At 69.8% G+C, this 20,133-nt stretch carries 19 protein-coding genes; 15 read left to right on the top strand and 4 right to left on the bottom strand.

Annotated elements, in window-relative coordinates; genetic code table 11:
• The first annotated feature begins 49 nt into the window (after positions 1-49).
• From FHW79_RS23900 to FHW79_RS23910, 3 genes are all read left to right on the top strand, one after another.
• Complete coding sequence (locus FHW79_RS23900; protein WP_183181207.1) at positions 50-736, top strand: Fe2+-dependent dioxygenase; 687 nt, start codon at positions 50-52, stop codon at positions 734-736.
• A complete protein-coding gene (locus tag FHW79_RS23905; protein ID WP_247884573.1) occupies positions 736-1,425 on the top strand; it encodes a tetratricopeptide repeat protein in 690 nt (229 codons plus the stop codon). The genes FHW79_RS23900 and FHW79_RS23905 overlap by 1 nt, the downstream gene beginning before the upstream one ends.
• Positions 1,426-1,530: 105 nt before the next feature.
• On the top strand, positions 1,531-2,619 hold the full coding sequence (locus FHW79_RS23910; protein ID WP_183181208.1) for an alpha-hydroxy acid oxidase: 1,089 nt from the start codon (positions 1,531-1,533) through the stop codon (positions 2,617-2,619).
• A 160-nt stretch (positions 2,620-2,779) separates the two neighbouring features.
• Here the strand turns inward: FHW79_RS23910 and FHW79_RS23915 are convergent, their stop codons facing one another.
• The 4 genes from FHW79_RS23915 to FHW79_RS23930 are packed head-to-tail and all read right to left on the bottom strand — an operon-like array spanning position 2,780 to position 6,424.
• Positions 2,780-3,538 (bottom strand): ABC transporter ATP-binding protein, encoded by a 759-nt coding sequence (locus FHW79_RS23915; RefSeq protein ID WP_183181209.1) that lies wholly within the window; start codon positions 3,536-3,538, stop codon positions 2,780-2,782.
• The gene (locus FHW79_RS23920) at positions 3,535-4,518 is read right to left on the bottom strand and encodes an iron chelate uptake ABC transporter family permease subunit (RefSeq protein WP_183181210.1); all 984 of its coding nucleotides are present in this window, start codon (positions 4,516-4,518) and stop codon (positions 3,535-3,537) included. Before FHW79_RS23920 ends, FHW79_RS23915 begins: the two co-directional genes overlap by 4 nt.
• The gene (locus FHW79_RS23925; RefSeq protein ID WP_348984257.1) at positions 4,508-5,491 is read right to left on the bottom strand and encodes an ABC transporter permease; all 984 of its coding nucleotides are present in this window, start codon (positions 5,489-5,491) and stop codon (positions 4,508-4,510) included. Before FHW79_RS23925 ends, FHW79_RS23920 begins: the two co-directional genes overlap by 11 nt.
• Positions 5,492-5,494: 3 nt before the next feature.
• Positions 5,495-6,424, bottom strand: coding sequence for a siderophore ABC transporter substrate-binding protein (locus FHW79_RS23930; protein WP_183181211.1), 930 nt, complete (start codon positions 6,422-6,424; stop codon positions 5,495-5,497).
• Positions 6,425-6,781: 357 nt separating this feature from the next.
• Here FHW79_RS23930 and FHW79_RS23935 point away from each other — a divergent pair, with 357 nt between their 5' ends.
• The 12 genes from FHW79_RS23935 to FHW79_RS23990 all read left to right on the top strand — a co-directional run bounded on the left by FHW79_RS23935 (position 6,782) and on the right by FHW79_RS23990 (position 20,132).
• Positions 6,782-7,411, top strand: coding sequence for a PadR family transcriptional regulator (locus tag FHW79_RS23935; protein ID WP_247884574.1), 630 nt, complete (start codon positions 6,782-6,784; stop codon positions 7,409-7,411).
• Between the two features lie 35 nt (positions 7,412-7,446).
• On the top strand, positions 7,447-7,773 hold the full coding sequence (locus FHW79_RS23940) for a DUF2218 domain-containing protein (RefSeq protein ID WP_183181212.1): 327 nt from the start codon (positions 7,447-7,449) through the stop codon (positions 7,771-7,773).
• A 144-nt stretch (positions 7,774-7,917) separates the two neighbouring features.
• On the top strand, positions 7,918-9,429 hold the full coding sequence (locus FHW79_RS23945) for a 5'-nucleotidase C-terminal domain-containing protein (protein WP_183181213.1): 1,512 nt from the start codon (positions 7,918-7,920) through the stop codon (positions 9,427-9,429).
• Positions 9,429-12,464 (top strand): ATP-binding protein, encoded by a 3,036-nt coding sequence (locus FHW79_RS23950; RefSeq protein ID WP_247884575.1) that lies wholly within the window; start codon positions 9,429-9,431, stop codon positions 12,462-12,464. Before FHW79_RS23945 ends, FHW79_RS23950 begins: the two co-directional genes overlap by 1 nt.
• Positions 12,461-13,660: a hybrid sensor histidine kinase/response regulator gene (locus FHW79_RS23955; RefSeq protein WP_183181215.1), complete on the top strand. Its 1,200-nt coding sequence runs from the start codon at positions 12,461-12,463 to the stop codon at positions 13,658-13,660. The genes FHW79_RS23950 and FHW79_RS23955 overlap by 4 nt, the downstream gene beginning before the upstream one ends.
• Before the next feature lie 410 nt (positions 13,661-14,070).
• The gene (locus tag FHW79_RS23960) at positions 14,071-15,879 is read left to right on the top strand and encodes a hypothetical protein (protein ID WP_183181216.1); all 1,809 of its coding nucleotides are present in this window, start codon (positions 14,071-14,073) and stop codon (positions 15,877-15,879) included.
• A 218-nt stretch (positions 15,880-16,097) separates the two neighbouring features.
• Positions 16,098-16,583, top strand: a complete 486-nt coding sequence (locus tag FHW79_RS23965; RefSeq protein ID WP_183181217.1) for an HMA2 domain-containing protein — start codon at positions 16,098-16,100, stop codon at positions 16,581-16,583.
• Positions 16,584-16,600: 17 nt separating this feature from the next.
• Positions 16,601-16,942: a cation transporter gene (locus tag FHW79_RS23970; protein ID WP_183181218.1), complete on the top strand. Its 342-nt coding sequence runs from the start codon at positions 16,601-16,603 to the stop codon at positions 16,940-16,942.
• Positions 16,939-17,334: a hypothetical protein gene (locus tag FHW79_RS23975; RefSeq protein WP_183181219.1), complete on the top strand. Its 396-nt coding sequence runs from the start codon at positions 16,939-16,941 to the stop codon at positions 17,332-17,334. The genes FHW79_RS23970 and FHW79_RS23975 overlap by 4 nt, the downstream gene beginning before the upstream one ends.
• Positions 17,331-17,675 carry a hypothetical protein gene (locus FHW79_RS23980; protein ID WP_183181220.1) on the top strand — a complete coding sequence of 115 codons (345 nt, stop codon included), beginning with the start codon at positions 17,331-17,333 and terminating at the stop codon, positions 17,673-17,675. The genes FHW79_RS23975 and FHW79_RS23980 overlap by 4 nt, the downstream gene beginning before the upstream one ends.
• Positions 17,668-18,030 carry a YtxH domain-containing protein gene (locus FHW79_RS23985; RefSeq protein ID WP_183181221.1) on the top strand — a complete coding sequence of 121 codons (363 nt, stop codon included), beginning with the start codon at positions 17,668-17,670 and terminating at the stop codon, positions 18,028-18,030. The genes FHW79_RS23980 and FHW79_RS23985 overlap by 8 nt, the downstream gene beginning before the upstream one ends.
• Entirely contained in the window at positions 18,027-20,132 is a 2,106-nt protein-coding gene (locus FHW79_RS23990; RefSeq protein ID WP_183181222.1) for a heavy metal translocating P-type ATPase, read from the top strand. The genes FHW79_RS23985 and FHW79_RS23990 overlap by 4 nt, the downstream gene beginning before the upstream one ends.
• The last annotated feature ends 1 nt before the right edge of the window (position 20,133 follow it).

Below are 20,133 nucleotides of genomic sequence, written 5' to 3' on the forward strand. Positions count from 1 at the left end.
CCGCCGGGGGCGCGGTCCGGCCTTCTTCCATTGCAAAGGATTCCGCCCCGTGCTTCTGCAAATCCCCGACGTTCTGACCGCCGACGAGGTCGCCCATTGCCGCGCCGTGCTGGAGGCGTCGCCCTGGGTCGATGGCCGACTCACCGCGGGCTCCCAGGCGGTGCTGGCCAAGAACAACCTGCAGATCCCGGAGGAGAGCGACACCGCCCGCGAGTTGGGCGTGGTCATCCTGAAGGCACTGGGCCGCAACCCGGCCTTCAATTCCGCGGCCCTGCCGCTGCGCGTCCTGCCGCCCATGTTCAACCGCTACGATCTGGACATGACCTACGGCAACCATGTGGACAACGCCATCCGGGCCATTCCGGGCACCGGCGGCATGCGGATGCGGGCCGACGTCTCCACGACGATCTTCCTCAGCGACCCCGGCGAGTATGACGGCGGCGATCTGGTCGTCGAGGACACCTACGGCACCAAGGGCGTGAAGCTGCCGGCGGGGCACGCGGTCGTCTACCCGTCCAGCAGCCTGCACCGGGTGACCCCGGTGACGCGCGGCTCGCGCTGGGCCTCCTTCTTCTTCACGCAGTCGCTGGTCAAGGACGACGGGTTGCGGGCGATGCTCTACGACCTCGACGTGGCGATCATCGACCTGCGCCGGGAGCTGGGCGACCAGCACCCGTCCGTGCTGGCCCTGGTGAACCACTACCACAACCTGCTGCGGCGCTGGGCGGAGGTGTGATGGCCCAACCCATGAGGGACGGCGCCGCCACCGCCCGCGCGACGGACGGGCCGGGCATCATCGACGTGCAGCTCGCCCTGGGGCAGCAATGCCTCGACCGCGGCGGTGCCGAGCGGGCGCAGGCGGTGGAGTGGTTCCGCATCGCCGCGCGCAGCGGCGACGCCCGCGCCGTCAACATGCTGGGCCGCTGCCACGAGCACGGCTGGGGCGTGCCCGCTGATCCCGTCCAGGCCGCCGCCCATTACCGCCGGGCCGCCGAGCTGGGCGACGCCTGGGCGCTGTTCAATCTGGCCGACCTGCATTGCCGCGGCCTGGGCGTTCCGGCGGACGACGCCGAAGCCTACCGGCTCTACGCGGCGGCCGCCCGCCGGGGCAACGCGAAGGCGCTGAACATGCTGGGCCTGTTCCACGAGACCGGGCGCGCGGTGGCCGAGGACGGCGCGGGCGCCCGCCAACTCTTCCAGGCCGCCGCCGAGGGAGGGGACTGCTGGGGCCGCTTCAACCACGCCCGCCTGCTGCTGCAGGACGGGCGGACGGAAGAGGCGCTGGCGTGGTTTGCGCGGGCGCTGGAAACCGGCTTTCCCGACTTTTACCGCGGCATGGCCGCCGCTTTGGCCGACCAGCCCGACCCGCGCCTGCGCGCCCTGGCGCGACGGGCAAGGGATTTGGCGGAGGGCCGTTCTTCATAGCCCTCTCCCCGCTTTCGGCGGACCAAAGGTCCGCCTGTCGCGTCAGCGCAAACTTCGTTTGCGCGTGAGCGGAGGGGCGAGGGGACAATCACGAGGACATCCGCGATGAGCGTTCCCGCCGACACCGTCTCGCTCTACGACTACGAGCGCCACTTCACCGCCCGCGTCGATGCGGCGACCCGCGCCTACATCGCGGGGACCGGGGCGGACGGCATCACCCGGCAGGCCAACCGCGACGCCTACGACCGGATGCGCCTGATGCCGCGGGCGCTGCGCGACCTGTCGGGGGGCAGCGCCGCCACGAACCTGTTCGGGCAGGCCATGCCCTATCCCATCCTGATCGCGCCCATGGCCTTCCACCGGCTGGTCCACCGCGACGGGGAGCGGGCGACCGCGCAGGCGGCGGGCCTCACCGGCACCTGGATGACCGTCAGCACCCAGTCCAGCGTGACGCTGGAGGAGGTCGCGGCGGCGGCCGGCGGGCCGCTGTGGTTCCAGATCTACACCCAGCCGCGGTTCGAGGACACGCTGACCCTGGTGCGGCGGGCGGAGGCGGCGGGCTACCGCGCGCTGGTGCTGACGGTGGACGCACCGGTCAGCGGCCTGCGCAACATCGAACAGCGCGCCGGCTTCCGCCTGCCCGACGGCATCGCCCCGGTCAATCTGGCCGGCCTGACTCCGGACACTTTCCGCCCATCGCGGCCCGGCAGTCCGGTCTTCCAGGGCATGCTGCACGCCGCGGCCACCTGGGGCACCGTGCGCTGGCTGTGCGCCGAGACGCGCCTGCCGGTGCTGCTGAAGGGAATCATGAACCCCGACGACGTCGACCCCGCCATCGAGGCCGGGGCGGCGGGAATCATCGTGTCGAACCATGGCGGACGGACGCTCGACACGCTGCCCGCGGTGGCGGAGGTGCTGCCGCTGGTCGCCGCCCGCGCGGCGGGCCGCCTGCCCATCCTGGCGGACGGCGGCATCCGGCGCGGCACCGACATCCTGAAGGCGCTGGCGCTGGGCGCCGACGCGGTGCTGGTGGGTCAGCCGGTCCTGCACGCCCTGGCGGTCGGCGGCATGGCGGGGGTGGCCCACATGTTGACCATCCTGCAGACCGAGCTGGAGGTCGCCATGGCGCTGAGCGGACGGGCGCGTCTGGCCGACATCGACCGTTCGGTGATCTTCGACCCGCCGCATCGCTGATCGGATTTCCCTCTCCCGTCCCGGGAGAGGGAAGGGGCCCGCGCAGAGCGCGGGAAGGGTGAGGGTACCGGCAACGGGCCAGTGCTTCGATCCTCGTACGACCCTCACCCGGCCCTTTGGGCCACCCTCTCCCGGGGCGGGAGAGGGGAATTGGTGCTCTTTACTGATAGTATAACGCGATGCGCTGGCCGGCGTTCTCCATCACCTGGGCCTCGACGCCGTAGACGTCGCGGATGACGTCGGGCGTGATGATGACCGCCGGCGGCCCCTGGTGCACCACCCGGCCGTCGCGCATCGCGACGATCCGGTCGGAGTAGCAGGAGGCGAAGTTGATGTCGTGCAGCACCAGCACGATGGTCTTGCCGAACTCGTCGGCGGTGCGGCGGAACAGCTTCATCATCGCCACCGCGTGCTTGACGTCGAGGTTGTTCAGCGGCTCGTCGAGCAGGATGTATTCGGTGTCCTGGCACAGCACCATGGCGATGAAGGCGCGCTGGCGCTGGCCGCCCGACAGCTCGTCCAGGAAACGGCCGGCCAGCGCCTCCAGGTCCAGGTAGCGCAGCGCGTTGCGGATGTGCTTGCGGTCCTCGTCGGTCAGGCGGCCCTTGCTGTGCGGGTAGCGGCCGAAGGCGACGAGGTCCTCCACCGTCAGGCGGGACATGATCTGGTTGTCCTGGCGCAGGATGGACAGGCGGCGGGCCAGCACCGCGCCCGGCGTGGTGGTCACGTCCAGCCCGTCGATCTCCACCGTGCCCGAGGACATCGGCAGCAGGCGGCTGATGATCGACAGCAGCGTCGATTTTCCCGCCCCGTTCGGCCCGATCAGCGAGATCACCCCGCCCGCGGGAAGGGACAGGGACACCCCGTCGACGACGACGGTGCCGTTGTAGCGTTTCGTGATGTTCTTGACGTCGATCATCGGGCCGAACCCCGCACCAGGATGAACAGGAAGGCGAGACCGCCCACGAACTCGATGACGATGCTGAGCGCGGCGTTGTAGCCGAACACCCGCTCCAGCACGAGCTGGCCGGCGACCAGCGTCAGCACGGCGAGCAGCACCGCGGCGGGCAGGATCAGCGCGTGCCGGTGCGAGCGGATCACCAGATAGGCGAGGTTGGCGACCAGCAGCCCGAAGAAGGTGACCGGCCCGACCAGCGCGGTGGACACCGACACCAGGATGGAGACCATCACCAGCACCGCCATCACCGCACGCCGGTGCTCCACGCCGAGGTTGATCGCGGCGTCGCGCCCCAGCGCCAGCACGTCGAAGGTGCGCCGCCACCGCCAGCCGGCCAGCGACACCGCCAGAACGACCAGCGCCGACACGGCCAGCAGCTCGACGTCCACGCGGTTGAAGTTGGCGAACAGCCGGTCCTGCACGGTCAGGAAGGCGTTGGGGTCGATGATGCGCTGAAGGAAGCTGGTCACGCTGCGGAACAGCACGCCGAAGACGATGCCGACGAGAAGCAGCAGATGCAGGCTGCGCCGGTTGTCGCCGCGGCCCGCCCCGTTGAACAGCCACCAGTAGAGCAGGCCGGAGAAGACGACCATCGACGTCACCTCCACGCCGAAGCGCAGGCGGGGGTCGAGCGACGCCACCAGCCCGCTGCCGAACTGGAAGACCAGCACCGTCTGGATCAGCCGGAAGAGATGGTCGAAGCCCATCACCGACGGGGTGAGGATGCGGTTGTTGGTGATCGTCTGGAACAGGACGGTCGACACGGCGACGGCGTAGCCGACCAGCACCATCGCAGCGACCTTGGTGCCACGGAAGGCCAGGATGAAGTCCCACTTGCCCCGCGCGCCCAGCGTCATGAACAGCGCGATCGACAGCAGGGTCAGCGCCGACAGGCCGCCCAGCACGACCATCGGCGAGAGGAGGCGGCGGTCAGCCGGCATGGCCGTTCCTCCGCAGCAGGAGATAGAGGAACAGAGCGCTGCCGATGACCCCCATCATCGTCCCGATCGGGATCTCGTAGGGATGGATCACCAGCCGTCCGGCGATGTCGCAGGCCAGCACCAGCCCGGCCCCCATCAGCGCGACCCAGGGCAGGGACCCGCGCATGTTGTCGCCGCGGACGAGGCTGACGACGTTGGGAACGATCAGCCCCAGGAAGGGGATCATGCCGCAGGTGGCGATCACCGCGACGGTGGTCATCGACACGATGACCAGCCCCAGCGCCATCACCTTGCGGTGGTCGATGCCCAGGTTGGTGGCGACGTCGCGCCCCATCCCGGCGACGGTGAAGCGGTCCGCCGCCAGATAGGCGACGCCGGTCAGGGCGGCGCTCAGCCACAGCAGCTCGTAGCGGCCGAGCAGGATGGCGGAGAAGTCCCCGGTCTCCCAGGCGCGGACCGACTGGATCAGGTCCTGGCGGTAGGCGATGAACTCGGTCATCGCCGTGATGACCCCGCCCAGCATGATGCCGACCAGCGGCACGACCAGCGGCGAGCGCAGCGGCACCTGCCGCAGGATCGCCAGGAACAGCCCCGTCCCGGCCAGCGCGCACAGGCTGGCGACGGCCATGCGCCCGAACACCGGCATCTCCGGCGCCAGCAGCGAGACCATCATCATGCCGAAGATGGCCGACTCCGCGGTCCCGGCGGTGGAGGGCTCCACGAAGCGGTTGCGCACCAGCATCTGGAGCAGCAGGCCGGACACCGCCATGGCGGCGCCGGCCAGGATCAGCGCCAGCGTCCGGGGCAGGCGGCTGACCAGCAGCACCTGCGTGGCCTGGTCCGTGGCCCCGCCGCCGAACAGCGTCGCGAGGCTGACGTCGCTGACGCCGACGAACAGGCTCCACACGGCCAGCAGGCCGATGCCCAGGGCGGCCAGCGGCAGCGTGGCGATGGGGAGCGGGAGGGGCTTCACGGGTCAGGACTTCTTGGACAGCGCCGCCAGGAGGTGGTCCACGTCCTGCTGGAGCGCCTGCAGCCCGCCGCCGACGAGGTACCAGTTGCCGCCGTTCAGATAGACGACTTGATTCTTCTGCCAGGCGGTGGTGCGGCGGACGATGTCGTTGTCGAGGAACTGCCGGGCCGGCGTGCCGTCCTGCCCGATGGCCGCGTCGCGGTCGATCACGAACAGCCAGTCCGGGTTGGTCTCCAGGATGAATTCGAAGGAGATGGCCTGCCCGTGGTTGGCGACCTTCAGGTCGGGGGCGGCCGGCTGGACGCCGAACTCCGAGTGCAGGATGCCGAAGCGCGACCCCGGCCCGTAGGCGCTCATCTTGCCGCCGGTGGTCAGGACCAGCAGACCCTTCCCGGCGTTGCCCGCCACCGTCTTCAACTCGGCGATGGAGGCGCGCAGCCGGTCCAGCCTCTGCTTGACCTCGGCGGTCTTCCCGAAGATGCGGCCCAGCGTCTCGGCGTTGGCGAAGGCGCTGTTCAGGAAGTCGGTCTGGTCGGTCGTCATGTCGAGCGTCGGCGCGATGCGCGACAGCTCGGCGTATTTCGGGGCGGAGCGGCCGCCGGCGATGATCAGGCCGGGCTCGGCGGCGTTCACCGCCTCGTAGTCCGGCTCGAACAGGGTGCCGATCTTGGCGTAGGACGGGCCGTCATACTTGGCGAGATGCTTCGGCTTCAGCCCGGTGGGCACCCCGGCGATCGCCACGCCCAGCGCGTCCAGTGTGTCCAGCGCGGTCATGTCGAAGACCAGGACGGGGTCGAGCTTGGCGGGAAGCCGGGTCTCGCCCTGAGCATGCCGCACCGTCATGCCCTGGGCATGGCCCGGAACGGGCGCCAGCGCGGCGAGGCCGGCCACGGCGACGGTCATGGCGAGGGCGTGGCGTCGGGTCAGCTTCATCCTTGACTCTCCTTCAACTTTGCCGGGACGGCCTATGCCGGAAGGGCGGGCGCACTGTGGTCCCGATCGCTGCGGATCGTCAATGCGAATTGCTCGCATTCGCAGTATGCTTGGCGGGCGTGGCTGGGGACCGCTGCGTCCCCTCTCCCGTCCCGGGAGAGGGAGGGACCCGCCGCGAAGCGGTGGGAGGGTGAGGGTGCTGGCAAGGATCAGCGATCTGATCCTCGCAAAACCCTCACCCGGCGCCTCCGGCGCCACCCTCTCCCGGGGCGGGAGAGGGAATAAGCGTCTTGGGGGCTTGTGTTTCGACATGTCACGATATATCTTGAACCTATCGGAACATGGAGGACACCCCTCATGAAGTTTTTCCCGAATCCCTGGTGCGGCCGGATGCGCCGCCATCATCCCGGCCCGCACGGCGACGGCCCCCATGGTGGGGGGCCGCATCATGGGGGCGGGCGTCACGCCGCGGAGGGCGGCTGGGGCCATGAGCGTCACGAGCGGCGGGGCGGTCGCGGCGGCCGGCGCGGTGTCTTCGAGGCGTCGGAGCTGCGGCTGGTCCTTCTGAAGCTGATCGCCGACGAGCCGCGGCACGGCTACGACCTGATCCGCGCCGTCGAGGAACTGACCGGCGGCGGTTACGTGCCGAGCCCCGGCGTGATCTACCCGACGCTGTCGCTGCTGGAGGAGATGGGCCACATCGCCAAGGCGGACGCCGACGGCGCGCGCAAGCCCTTCGCCGCGACCCCGGACGGCATCGCCCAGCTCGCCCAGGACAAGGACACCGTCGAGGCGCTGTTCGCCCGCCTCGCCGCCCTGGCGACCCGGCGCGCCCACACCGACGGTGCCCCGATCCGCCGCGCCATGGAGAATCTGAAGGCCGTGCTGATGCACCGGCTGGGGCGCGAGGGTGTCGACGCGGACACGGTGCACGCCGCCGTCTCGATCATCGACGAGGCGGCCCAGCGCATCGAGCGTCTTCCCTGAACCAGACACAGAAGGCCAGACACAGAAGGATCATTATGAGACACGCCAGCAGCGTCCGCGTCCCGACCCCGAACGGCAGCCGCTACCTCCAGCAGCTCTGCAAGCACTGGGCGCACAATCTGACCGTGGAGTACACGCCAGAGGCGGGGAGCGTCGTCTTCCCGCACAACGCCCGCGGCGCCGATTGGCCGGGGGACGCCACCCTGACGCTCCAGGCCCGGCCGGACGCGCTGGACTGCCGGCTGGACGCCAGCTCCGCCGAGCATCTCGCCGCGTTGAAAGGGGCTCTGGAACGCCACCTCGACCGCTTCGCCTTCCGCGAGGTTCCGCTCGCCTACTCCTGGCAGGACGAGGAGGCCTGATTCGGCCGTTCCCCTTGTCCTTGTTGCGGCAAGGGATTTTGTCACCGGAATGTTCCCCGGCATGCATGGATATGCCTTGAACTCCCCCGCCCGAATACGGGAAGAACCATCCTGAAGGAACAGGGATGGCAGGAGGGGGTAACCATGCCGAAGCGCGGCAATGGGACGACGGGGCGTTTTTCCGGCTGGCGGGCCGTCCTGGCCGCCTGCGCCGTCGCGGCGTTCGGCGCTTTCGCGCCGGCCGCGTCGGCGGCGGAGCTGTCGATCGTCTTCACCTCGACGATGGCCGACATCGAGCCGGTGGAGGGCGAGGGCGGCCTCGCCAACCTCGCCACGCTGCTGCGCACCAAGCGGGCGGAGGGCAACACGCTGTTTCTGCACGGCGGCGCGTCGCTGACCGCGGGCGTCCTGTCCACCTTCGACCGCGGCGCCCACATGATCGACCTGCTGAACGAGCTTCAGCCCGACATGATGGCAGTGACCAAGCGCGACCTCGGCTTCGGCAAGGACGAGCTGACCCTGCGCAGCTACGAGGCGCGCTTCCCCTTCGTCAGCGCCACCACCATCGACCGCAACACCGGCAAGGTGATGGAGGGGCTGGAACCGTCGGCGCTGCTCGACACGCCGGTGGGGAAGATCGGCGTGGTCTCGGCGATCTCGCCGGAACTGACGGTGCAGTACATCGTGCCGGACATCGAGGTGCGCCCGCCCGCCACGATCGCGGCGGAGGCCCGTGCGCTGCGCGCCCAGGGAGCGAACTATGTGGTCGCCATCCTGGACAACGCCCCGGAGGCGGTGGAGGCGCTGCGCGGCGAGCCCGCCATCGACGCGCTTCTCCAACTCTCCGCCACCGGCAAGGACGTGCTGGAGGCCGATAACGGCAAGCTCTTCGGCGTCCACGTCAACGTGAAAGGGTCGGCCTTCGTCCTGCGGCTGGACGGCGACGGCAAGGCGCCGCCCGCGCTCGCCGGCGCCGACATCGTGCCGCTCGCCGGGCTGCCGCCGGACCCGGCGATGGAAAAGCGGGTCGGAGTCTATCTGGCCCGGCTGTCGGAACTGCTGGACATCAACATCGGGACGACGGCGACCGCGCTCGACACCCGCCGCGCCGCCGTGCGCACCGGCGAGAACGCCTTCGCCTCGCTGATCGCCGACGCCATGCGCGGTCATTTCAACACCGACGTTGCCTTCATCAACGGCGGCAACATCCGCGGCAACCGCCAATACGAGGCGGGGACCGTGCTGACCCGCCGCGACATCCAGCGCGAGCTGCCCTTCCGCGACACCATCAACGCCGTGACCCTGTCCGGCAAGGCCCTGCGCGAGGCGCTGGAACTCAGCGCCGCCGGGGTGGAGAACCAGAAGGGCAGCTTCCTCCACCCGTCCAACATGGCGGTGGTCTACGACCTGAAGCAGCCGGCGGGCAGCCGCGTCGTCTCCGTCACGGTGGGCGGCAAGCCGCTCGACCCGAACGCCACCTATTCGGTTGCCCTGCCCAACTATCTGGCCCAGGGCGGCGACGGCTACGGCATGCTGAAGGCACCCGGCGCCTCCTCAGGAGCCAGCGGCAAGCTGCTGTGGGAGATCATGGCCCAGCACCTGACCGACCGCGGGACGGTGTCGCCCGGCATCGACGGCCGCATCACCGAGCGTTGATGACCAGCAAGCCCGCCTCGACCGCGCCGGTTCTGCGCCCCCCCTTCCGGGGCGGCGTCGGGCGGCGCGTCGGGCTGGGCCTGCTGGTCATGGTCGGGGTGCTGCTGGGCGTGTCGGGTGCTGCGCTCTACGACCTCGCGCAGTTCCGCCACGCCCTGTCGGACCTCTCCAACGGCGCGCTGCCGCGCATCACCACCGGGGCGGTGCTGAACGGCGGCCTGCAGCAGGTGCTGTCGCAGGCGACCCGGCTGGGTGGGGCGACCAGCCACCCCGAGCGGCGGGTCACCCTGGCCGAGTTGACCGCCAACCTGACGGCGGTCACCCGGTCGGCCCAGGCCCTGTCCGACATCGAAGGCGGCGCCACGCTGGCCGGCGTCCTGGGGACGCTCGTCCCGACGCTGGCGGACCTCGACCGGCTGGTGGCCGAGCGCATCGACGCGGCTGCGCGCAGCGACGACGCGCTGGACGAGACCCGCCGCCTGTCGGCAGAGGCCGGCGCGCTGGTCGCCGCCGTGCTGCCGACCCTGCCGCCGGACCGGCTGGGGCCGCTGACCGCCTGGACCAACACGGTCAACCGCGTGCTGAACGAGAGCACCCACGCCGGCAACAGCCGTTTCCAGCGCGAGATCGCGCGCGCCCAGCGGGACGCCGCGGCGGCGCTGTCGGCCCTGCCGGCGCTCCACGCCGGGCTGCCGCCGGAGCAGGCGGAACGCTTCGCCGCCCTGCACCGGCGGCTGGAGACGGCGCTGCTCGGCCCCTCCGGCCTGCTGCCCAGCCTGATGGAGCGGCAGGCGGCCATCGCCCGCAGCAAGGCGCTGACCAACCAAGTGCTGGTGATGGTCGAGGAGGTCGTGAAGATCTCCCACGCGCTGTTCGAACGGGTCAACGCGGCGGCGGCGGACGAGGCGGACGGCCTGTCCGAACTGGCCGCGACGCAGAACCGCATCCTGATCGGGCTGGGGGCGCTGGGCTTCCTGGTGGCGCTGGGCGTGTATCTGTACCTGCGCCGCTTCCTGACCCTGCGTCTGGTCCGGCTGAACGACGCGGTGCTCGACCGGGTGGAGGGGCGGGAAACGCCGCTGCCCGACGGCGGCACCGACGAGATCGCCACCATCTCCCGCTCGATCCGCCACTTCCTCGACGAGATCGCGCGCCGCCAGCAGCAGGTGGAGGAGGCCCGCCGCCGCGCCGAGGAGGCGTCGCGCGCCAAGGGCGATTTCCTGGCGAACATGAGCCATGAGATCCGCACGCCGATGAACGCCATCCTCGGTCTCAGCCATCTCGCCCTGCGCGCCGGGCCGCCGCCGCGCCAGCGCGGCTACCTGACGCGCATTCGCGCCTCGGCCACGGCGTTGCTGGGGATCATCAACGACATCCTCGACGTCTCGAAGATCGAGGCGGGGATGCTGACGCTGGAGCGCGTGCCCTTCGACCTGTCTGCCGTGCTCGACATGGTGGCCGGCACCGCCGCCCTCTCCGCCGAGGAGAAGGGGCTGGCCTTGCGGCTGGAGGTCGCCCCGGACGTGCCCACCGCCCTGCTGGGCGACCCGCTGCGGCTGGGGCAGGTGCTCCTCAACCTCGTCAACAACGCGGTGAAGTTCACCGGGAGCGGCAGCGTGGTCCTTGGCGTGAGCGCCGCGCCGCGCGGACCGGACGATGCGGAGACCGAGCTGCGCTTCGCAGTGCGCGACACCGGCATCGGCATGACGGCGGAGCAGGTGGCTCGCCTGTTCCAACCCTTCGCCCAGGCCGACAGCTCGACCACCCGCCGCTACGGCGGGACCGGGCTGGGGCTGGCGATCAGCCGTCGGCTGGCCGTCATGATGGGCGGCGGCATCGCCGTGGACAGTGCGCCCGGTTTGGGCAGCACCTTCCGTTTCACGGTCGCGGTCGGCGTGCAGGACGGCGCCGCGACGGCGCTGCCCGCCGCCTTGGCCGATCCGGGGCTGACAGGCTTGCAGGTGGACGAGCCGTTGCGCGGCCTGCGCGTGCTGGTCGCCGACGACAACGCCGTGAACCGGTTGGTCGCGCGGGAGCTGCTGGAGGACGCCGGGCTGGCCGTCACCGCCGTGGGCAGCGGCGGGGAGGCGGTGCGGCTGGCGCTGGAGCCGGGGGCGGGCTACGCCGCGCTGCTCACCGACGTCCAGATGCCGGACATGGACGGCTTCGCGGTGGCGCGGGCGATCCGCCGCCAGTGCGGTCCCGACCGCCTGCCGATCATCGCCATGACCGCCCACGCCCTGGAAGAGGAGCGGCGGCGCTGTCTGGACGCCGGCATGGACGACCACATCGCCAAGCCGGTGGAGCCGCACCGCCTCGTCGCCGTGCTGAACCGCTGGCTGAAGCCGTTCGGGCGGCGGGAGGCTTTGCCGGTTGCCAAGGGCGCGGAGATGGATGCCGTGCTTCCTGACGACTTGGAGGGGTTCGACCTCGCCCCGGCGCTGGCGCGGATGAACGGGCGGGCGCGCACGCTGCGCCGGGCGATCCTGGACTTTCTCGACCGCTACGGCGATGCGCCGGTCCGGCTGGAGCATCTGCGCAGCGCGAGAGACGGGCCGGCGCTGGAGCGCTTCGCCCACGGGCTGCGCGGCAGCGCCGGGACGGTCGGCGCGATGGCGGCGAGCGAGGCCGCTGCGGCGCTGGAGCTGGCGGCGCGCGAGGAGCGGTGGGACACGATCCCGGGGCTCGTGGCCGACCTGTCCGCCGCCCTCGGTCCCGCGCTGGCTTCGGCGGAAACGCTGCGCAGCGTGGAAGCACCCATGGAGGGGGCGCCGGACGTTCCGCTGGCTCCTCTCGTCGGGGAAGGGTTGGACGAGGCGCTGCGCGCGCTGGAGGAGGCGTTGCGCAGCGGCAGCCTGTCGGCGGCGGCCCGCTTCGACGCTCTGCGCGGCCTGCTGGCCGGGCGTGGCCATGACGAGGCGGTGGACAAGGTGGGGCGGGCCGTGGAAGCGTTGGAATTCGCCGCGGCCTGCGCGGCGCTGGAACGGCTCACCGCCGCATGGACCAGGGAACGGGACCGGGAGACGACGCCGTGAGCGGTGGTCACATTCTGATCGTCGATGACGACACGGCCAACATCCGGGCGCTCGCCAGCGTGCTGGAGGACCGGCACGAGGTGCGCTTCGCGACCTCCGGCCGCCGTGCGCTGGAGCTGGCCTCCGCCGACCCGCCGGAGCTGGTGCTGCTCGACGTGATGATGCCGGGGCTGGACGGCTACGCGGTGTGCCGGCTGCTGAAGACCGACCCGGCCACCGCCGACGTCCCGGTGATCTTCATCACCTCGCTGTCCAGCCCCGAGGAGGAGGCTTTCGGGCTGGAGACCGGCGCCGTCGATTACGTGACCAAGCCCTTCAGCCCGGCCATCGTGCGCGCCCGCGTCGCCACCCACCTGTCGCTCCGCCGGGCCAACCGCAGCCTGAAGGACGAGAACGAGCATCTGGAGGCGCTGGTCCGCGAGCGCACGCGCAAGCTGGCCCAGGCCCAGCGCGAGAAGATGGCGGCGCTGCGCCAGATGGTCGCCGGCGTGGCCCACGAGATCAACACGCCCATCGGCGTGGCGCTGGGCAGCGCGTCCCACCTCGGCGACCGGGTCGCCGCGATGACGGAACGGCTGGCCGCCAACCAGCTCCGCCGCGCCGAGCTGGAGCGCTTCCTGGCGAGCGCCGGGGAACTGGCCGCCCTGCTGTCCGGCACCATCGCCCGCGCCGGGGAGATCGTGCGTTGCTTCAAGGGGGTGGCGGCGGACCATGGCGGGCTGCGCCAGACCATCGCGCTGAGGCCCTTCCTGGAACAGGTGACGGAGAGCCTGCGCCCGCAGTGGGAGCCGCTGGGGCATCGCATGGTCGTGGACTGCCCCGCCGACCTGCGCATGGTCAGCAACCCGGCGATCCTGTCCGCGGTCCTGGAGCAGCTCGTCCGCAACGCCCTGGAGCACGCTTTCCCGGCGGGGCGGCACGGGCTGGTGACGGTCGGGGCCGCGGGGTCGGGGCCGGACACCGTCCTGCTGTCCGTGGCCGACGACGGCGCCGGCATCGCGGAGGGCACCGCCGGGCGCATCCTGGAGCCCTTCTTCACCACCCGCCGCGGCACCGGCTCGGTCGGGCTCGGCCTGAACATTGTGGACAATCTGGCAACGGACCGGCTGGGCGGGTCCTTCACCATCGCCTCGCGCACCGGTGGCGGCACCTTGGCGACCCTGCATCTGCCGATCCGCACCCCGCCGGATCTGTGAGCGGTTGTGTGGAAATTTGGCAGACCGCGGAACAAGGCTGAGCCTGACCGGTCGTGATTCTCTGCGTTTCCTGGGGATATGGCTGGCGAGGGGGCGATGCGGGGCTCGGACGAATGCTGCGACGGTCTGTGCAGCTGCGCGGGCTGTGAGGCGCAGATTGCGGCCAGCCACCCACTGCGAGCGATTCGGGCCACCATGTAAGAAGCGTTGAAGGTGGCGTCGACTAAGACAGGGGCTGGAAACATCACTCCCGGGCCTCAGCGCAGGGAAGGTTGCTGGATCAGCTCGTCTTCTCCGCATCCTGTTGAAGAGACGGCATCGGCATAGCCGCTCCTTGCGCGAATGAAGAGCAGGGTATACCACCAAAAAACGCCGAATCCCGGGCAGTGTATTAACATGGTGGTGGAAGAATGCTCCTGTATGGTGCGCGTGTGACCGTCCTTGGCACCTATCATCGGAACGTCACGACAGCGACGTCCGCCGATACGATGTCACCGTTTGCCAACAGCAAGAAATGGACGAAGGTTGAGGAATGGTGGGCTGCGCCGAACAGCGGCGACTTTGGCATTCGTTGTTCCATTCCCGAATACTTAACCAGCTCCGTGGACGCTATTGATTCTGTACAGTTTTTTGAGGCATCCGATGACCATCGGGTGGCTTTGGAAGATTCGGCGTCTGTCTTCCCCCGGGCAAATCAGGAAGCTGTCAAAGCCGACGTCGCCGCAGTGGGTTCGGAGCATTCTCCTGCCAGTGCTGAAACTGCCGAATCCAAATTGGCCCAGAAGCCGGAACAAGACGAGGAGGGCCACCCTCGCCCCTCCCTCGAGCGACTGGGGATCATCATGTTTGGCTCCGACATTGCCGTGTTGGTGGCGGATTGGAGGATTTGCGAGATTCCGCTTGGTAAGTACCATTTGGATTGTATCCAGCAATTCAACGCTACCGTTGCGCGTCTTAAACAAATAGACATTGCCAAAATGCTAAGCTCTGTTGGGGCTTCGCAAAAGATGGCGCGCGAAATTTTTAGCAGCATATGCCCAGACGACGAATGGCGCCGGGTTGATCGTAACGCCCTAAAGCTCCCCAGCTTGGTGAATTTTGCCGTCGCCAAAGATACGAAGGATTTGGACGACTGGTTCAACTTGCTTACGCTTACGCCTGTTTGGGTTGGCTCCGGCACCGCCCAAGAAAGCCAGGAATTGCGAAGGGCGGAATTGGTGTCGCGCATCCGCACCGGTCTTCTGCCGGACTTCTGGCATCACATGCCGGAGGCGATACGCAGGCAGTTGCTTGAGTCGGGCACGAGTCACGCCATGGCGGATGCGGCGAACACCGCTCTCGGCGTTCGCAAACGGAACGAAAATACGAATTGGAGCGTGGCGCGTGTTGGACGACTATCGATCGTCAGAGCCGGCGCTATTCAGAACGCTGGGACGAAAGCGCAACGGTCCCCTTACCTAAACTTATTCTATTACGACGTCGGTGAGATCACACTAAAATCTGCGGCTCTGGTGTGCGCGCAGCGGGCTTGTCTGGCTATCCTTCGACAGGAAGTGGCCGATGTGGCGCGTAAGACTGACGATGCTTTTGAGGCGGCAGCCAGTGCTGTTCAGCGCAAGCTGGCCCGCTACGCGACCGGCTACATTCATCGTTCGCTCGGCCTGGCGGAACAAGACGAGTTCATCTATCGCACTTGGTACGACCGCTTGGGCATTGAGACCGAGTTGCAAAGTGTCACGGAGGATGTGAACCGCCTCCACCAACTGGCGCAGGCCTCCCGTCAGGACAAGGTGCTGGCCAAGCAGGAAGCCGTCGCGGATGCGACGACAAAGCTGTCGATGATCGCTCTGCTCGGCTCTCTGGGGGCGGTGATCACCGGCATTTTCGGCATGAACATGGTCGTTGAGAGCTTCAAGAACCTGTTCCTCGACGCGGGGACGATCCTTCTCGTCGCCGGTCTTGTGTTGTTCGGATCGCGCCGGCTCATGCGGAGGCTTCTGCCGGCATTGGACGAACACATGCGGACAGTGTTTCGGGGTATTCTCATCAGTGGTCGTATGGCCATGTATGCCTCTCTAGGCTTTCTGGTCGTCGGAGGGTTCTGGCAGGTCATCAAACCAGCCGACGCCAAGGACGGGGATCGAGAGATGGTCTGCCAACCGACGAAAACCGAGCCCAAGCCGGCTGCCGACGATACGCTGAAAGCGCCAAAGGGGTAGCAATGGGTAGGGCAGCGGTGGTGCTTTCGAGTTCAACCGCTCCACGCCCTGCTCTTCGTGGATGAGGCCGCGGCTTTTTTGCAACGCGGCCTTGCGCCTGGCGCCTGTGCGCAAAGGCGGGAAATGTTTCGCCATTATAAAGTTATGGATATTCTGAGCAGCCATTGAACGGCCCCCGGCCGCGTGGGCGGATCGCGGCTGACGCAGGAGAACGGGCAATGACCGGACGAACCTCTCCCATCGCATCGGCGGTGCCCGGACGCATCCGCGTGCGCCACCCGCTGCTGCGCCGGACGGACCGGTTTCAAGAGGCGCTGGCCCGCCTGGAGGCTTTGGACGCGATTCGGGTGAGCGGGAGCAACCCGGCGGTGGGCAGCGTCCTGCTGAGCTACGACTCCGCCGCGGTGACGCCGGAGGTTGCCCGGTCCCAGGTGGAGGCGCTGCTGTCGGCGGTCCTGCATCCCGCGGAGGCTCCCCCGGTGCCGGACGACCCCACCCCCGTCCCCGTAGCGGAAGGCAAGCCGGCCGCGCCCGAGCTGAAATGGCGGATCAACCGCGCGGCCAAGATCGGGATGATGGGCAGCATGGCGGCGACCCTGGCGGCGCTGGGGGTGGGCAAGCGCGTCCATGCCGGCTTCGGCACGCTGTTCGTCGCCTTCATGCTCGTCCACATGACCGTGCAGCGCAAACGCCTCTTCCAATGACCGATCACGACGCGAGCATGCCCAACGAACTCCTCAGCCGGCTGGCCGCCGCCCTGACCATCGCGCACCACATTCCGGGCCGGGTGCGGCTGAAGCTCGACGGCGCCGCGGAGCGTGGTCTGGCGGCGCTGGCGGACGACGCCAGGGCGCTGCACCGGGCTTTGTCCGGGGCGGAAGGCATCCGCTCCGTCGCGCTGAACCCGCTCGCCCGGTCCTGCACCATCGAATACGACCCCGCGGTGATCCCGCCCTCGGCGTGGCCGGATCTGCTGCGCGGGGAAGCCAGCGCGGCGGCCGGGACGCTGCTGCGCATCGCCGCCGCCGGCTTGGCCGCCGGTGCGCCGGAAAGGAGACCATGATGCTGCCGCTTCTGACATTCGCGTCCGGCGTGATCGCCGGGGCCATCGGCGTCCGGATGGTGAAGAACGCCAAGGCCAAGGCCGATCCCACGATCGCCGACCTCAGGGCCACCAACCTCAAGGCTGCCGATGTGAAGGCCGCCGCCCGCGAGGGCGCCGGCAAGGCCCAGGCCGCGGTGCGCGAGGCCGCGGTCACCGGCCTGCTCGCCATTGAGCGGACATCCGCCGGTCTGCGCTCCCGCCTCGCCACGCCCGTGGACGCGGCCGCGCAGGAGCCGGTTGAGGAAGCCCTGGTGGATGCGGCGCCCGCCGAGGCGGAGCCGGCAAAGGAAGATGTGGCGGAGCCGGCAAAGTCTGAGCCGGCGCCGTCGGCCGCACCGGGGGCCGCGTGAAACGCGGGAAGCGGCGCGGCAAGGCGCGGGGCTCCGGCACACTCGCCGCCGACTTCACGCGCGGCATGGTGGCGACCGGCCTGCTGACCGCCGTCCAGGACCGCTGGGTGACGGGCGCCGAGCCCCCCGCGCCGCGCACCATCCTGCGCCAAGGGCTGCAGGGCGGGACGGCGCTGGCCGCCGCCAGCGTCGCCGCCGACGCCCTGCGCAACCGCGACTACGCGCGCCTCGCCCTGGCGGTCGCCGCCGGGGCGGCGGGAGTCGTCATGATCGAGCATCTGCTGAATCCGGCGGAAGACCCGCTGCAAGAACGGCCGAAGAACGAGGACCCCCATGGCTAAGAAGATCAAGAAGGCGTTGAAGAAGCTGAAGAAGCAGCAGCGCCGGTACGAAGCCGCCATGGCCGCCAATGGCACCCCCATCGGGGGCGGCATGGGCGCCGGCATAGCGCGGGGGCAGGGGCTTCTCGGCGGGCTGAGCGGTCTTCTCCCGTCGCGCCGGTCCGAGCAGTTCCTGGTCGGGCTTCTGGTCGGGGCGGCGGCGGCCTATGTGCTGTCCGACGAGGAACTGCGCGGCAAGATCGTGAAGTCCGGGCTGAAGCTCTACGGCAACCTCGCCGGCGGCCTCGCCGAGATGAAGGAGCAGATGGCCGACCTCCAGGCCGAGTTGGAGGCGGAACAGGTCGGAGCGTTATGAGCGGCCCGCCCTGGTTCCTGCGGCTGGAGCCGGTCCATCGGATTCCGGGGCGCGTCCGGCTGCGCTACGCCTGCCGTCCCGGCGCCCCCGACGACGCGGCGACCCTGCACCGGGTGGTGGAGGCGGTCGCCGGGGTGACGTCGGTTCGGGCCAGCCGCGCCGCGCGGTCGCTGGCCGTCCGCTACGATCCCGCGGTGACCGACGCCACGGCGCTGTGCCTGGTGCTGGCCGCCCTGCCGATCCCGGAACCGGCGCCGGCCGCCCCGGCGGCGGAGGGTGGGGAGAATCACGGGGCCGCGCTGGTTCGCAGCCTCGCCACACTGGCCGGCGTCTTCCTGCTGCCCGTGCCGCTGCGCCTGCCGCTGTCGCTGGCCGTCGCGATGCCGATGCTGCGCGAGGGCGTGGCGATCTACAGGCGGGAGGGCGTCAACTCCCACGTGCTGGAAGCGGCGGCGGTGGCGATCTCCCTGGCGCGGCGGGACTTCACCGCGGCCAACACCACCGTCTTCATGCTGGCGCTCGGCGAATACATGGAGGAGTCCATCGCCCGCCGGTCGGATGCGCTGCTGAAGCGGCTGCTGCGACCGTCGAGCGATCAGGTGTGGCTGCTGCGCGACGGGGTGGAGGTCCAGGTGCCCGCCGACACCGTCCTGGTGGGCGACAGCGTGGTGATCGGCGCCGGAACGGTGATCCCGGTGGACGGCACGGTGCTGAGCGGGGAGGCGACCGTCAACGAGGCCGCCATGACCGGCGAGAGCGCCCCGGTGGTCAAGCAGCGCGGCTCCGCCGTCCTCTCCGGCACGCTGATGGAGGAGGGGCGGCTGGTCGTCTACGCCGAGCATGTCGGCAGCCACACCGCCGCCGCCCGCATCGCCGATTACGTCGAACAGTCATTGACCGCCAAGAGCGAGGCGCAGCTCGACGCGGCGCGGCTGGCCGACCGGCTGGTGCCCACGGTGCTGAAGCTGGCCGGCGGCTCCTTCCTGATGACCGGCGACTGGCGCAGCGCCGCGTCGGTGCTCCAGGCCGACTATTCCTGCGCGCTGAAGCTGGCGACCCCGGTGGCCTTCAAGGCGGCCATGTACGGGGCGGGGCAGGCGGGCATCCTGATCAAGGGCGCCAACGCGCTGGAACGGCTGGCCCAGGCCGACACGGTCATCTTCGACAAGACCGGCACGCTGACCACCGGCGACCTGCAGGTGACCGATTCCATCGCCTTCGACCCGACCTTCAGCCCCGACGACCTGATCTGCCTCGCCGCCTCGGTGGAGGAGCATTACTTCCACCCGCTGGCGATGGCCGTGGTCAACGCCGCCAAGGAGACGCACAACCGCCATTTCGACCATCAAGAGGTGAAGTTCATCGTCGCCCACGGGGTGGCCAGCGTCATCGACGGCAAGCGCATCGTCGTCGGCTCCCGCCACTTCATCGAGGACGACGAAGGCATCGACACCACGGCCCACCGCGAGGCCATCGACGCGCTGCACCGCGACGGCAAGACGCTGCTGTTCATCGGCTTCGGCGGGGTGCTGGCCGGCGTGCTGGCGCTGAAGGACAGCGTGCGCGCGGCCAGCGCGGCGACCATCGCGCGGCTGCGGCGGGCCGGGGTGACGCGGGTGCTGATGCTGACCGGCGACCACCGCGACCGAGCCGCCGAACTGGCCGCGGAACTGCGTCTCGACGGCTTCCACGCCGACCTGCTGCCCACCGACAAGGCCCGCATCATCGAGGATCTGAGCCGCGACGGCGCGCGCATCGCCTTCGTCGGCGACGGCATCAACGACGCCCCGGCGCTGGCCGGCGCCCATGTCGGCATCGCCATGCAGAAGGGGGCGGACATCGCCCGGCTGACCGCCGACGTGGCGCTTCTGGAGGACCGGATCGAGCGGGTGGCCGACGCCAAGGAGACGGCGAACGCCGCCATGGCGCTGATCGCCCGCAACTACCGCCTGACCGTCGGGCTGAACAGCGCGATCCTCGGCACCGCCGCGCTGGGGCTGTTGTCCCCGGTGGGCACCGCCGTGCTGCACAACGGGACCACGATCGGGATTCTGCTCAACGCGCTGCGCCGCGCGCCGGCGGCGGCATTGCCCCCACCCTGAC

Origin of the sequence: Azospirillum sp. OGB3, from assembly GCF_014192915.1 — a bacterium.
In the GTDB taxonomy this organism is placed as follows: Bacteria; Pseudomonadota; Alphaproteobacteria; order Azospirillales; family Azospirillaceae; genus Azospirillum.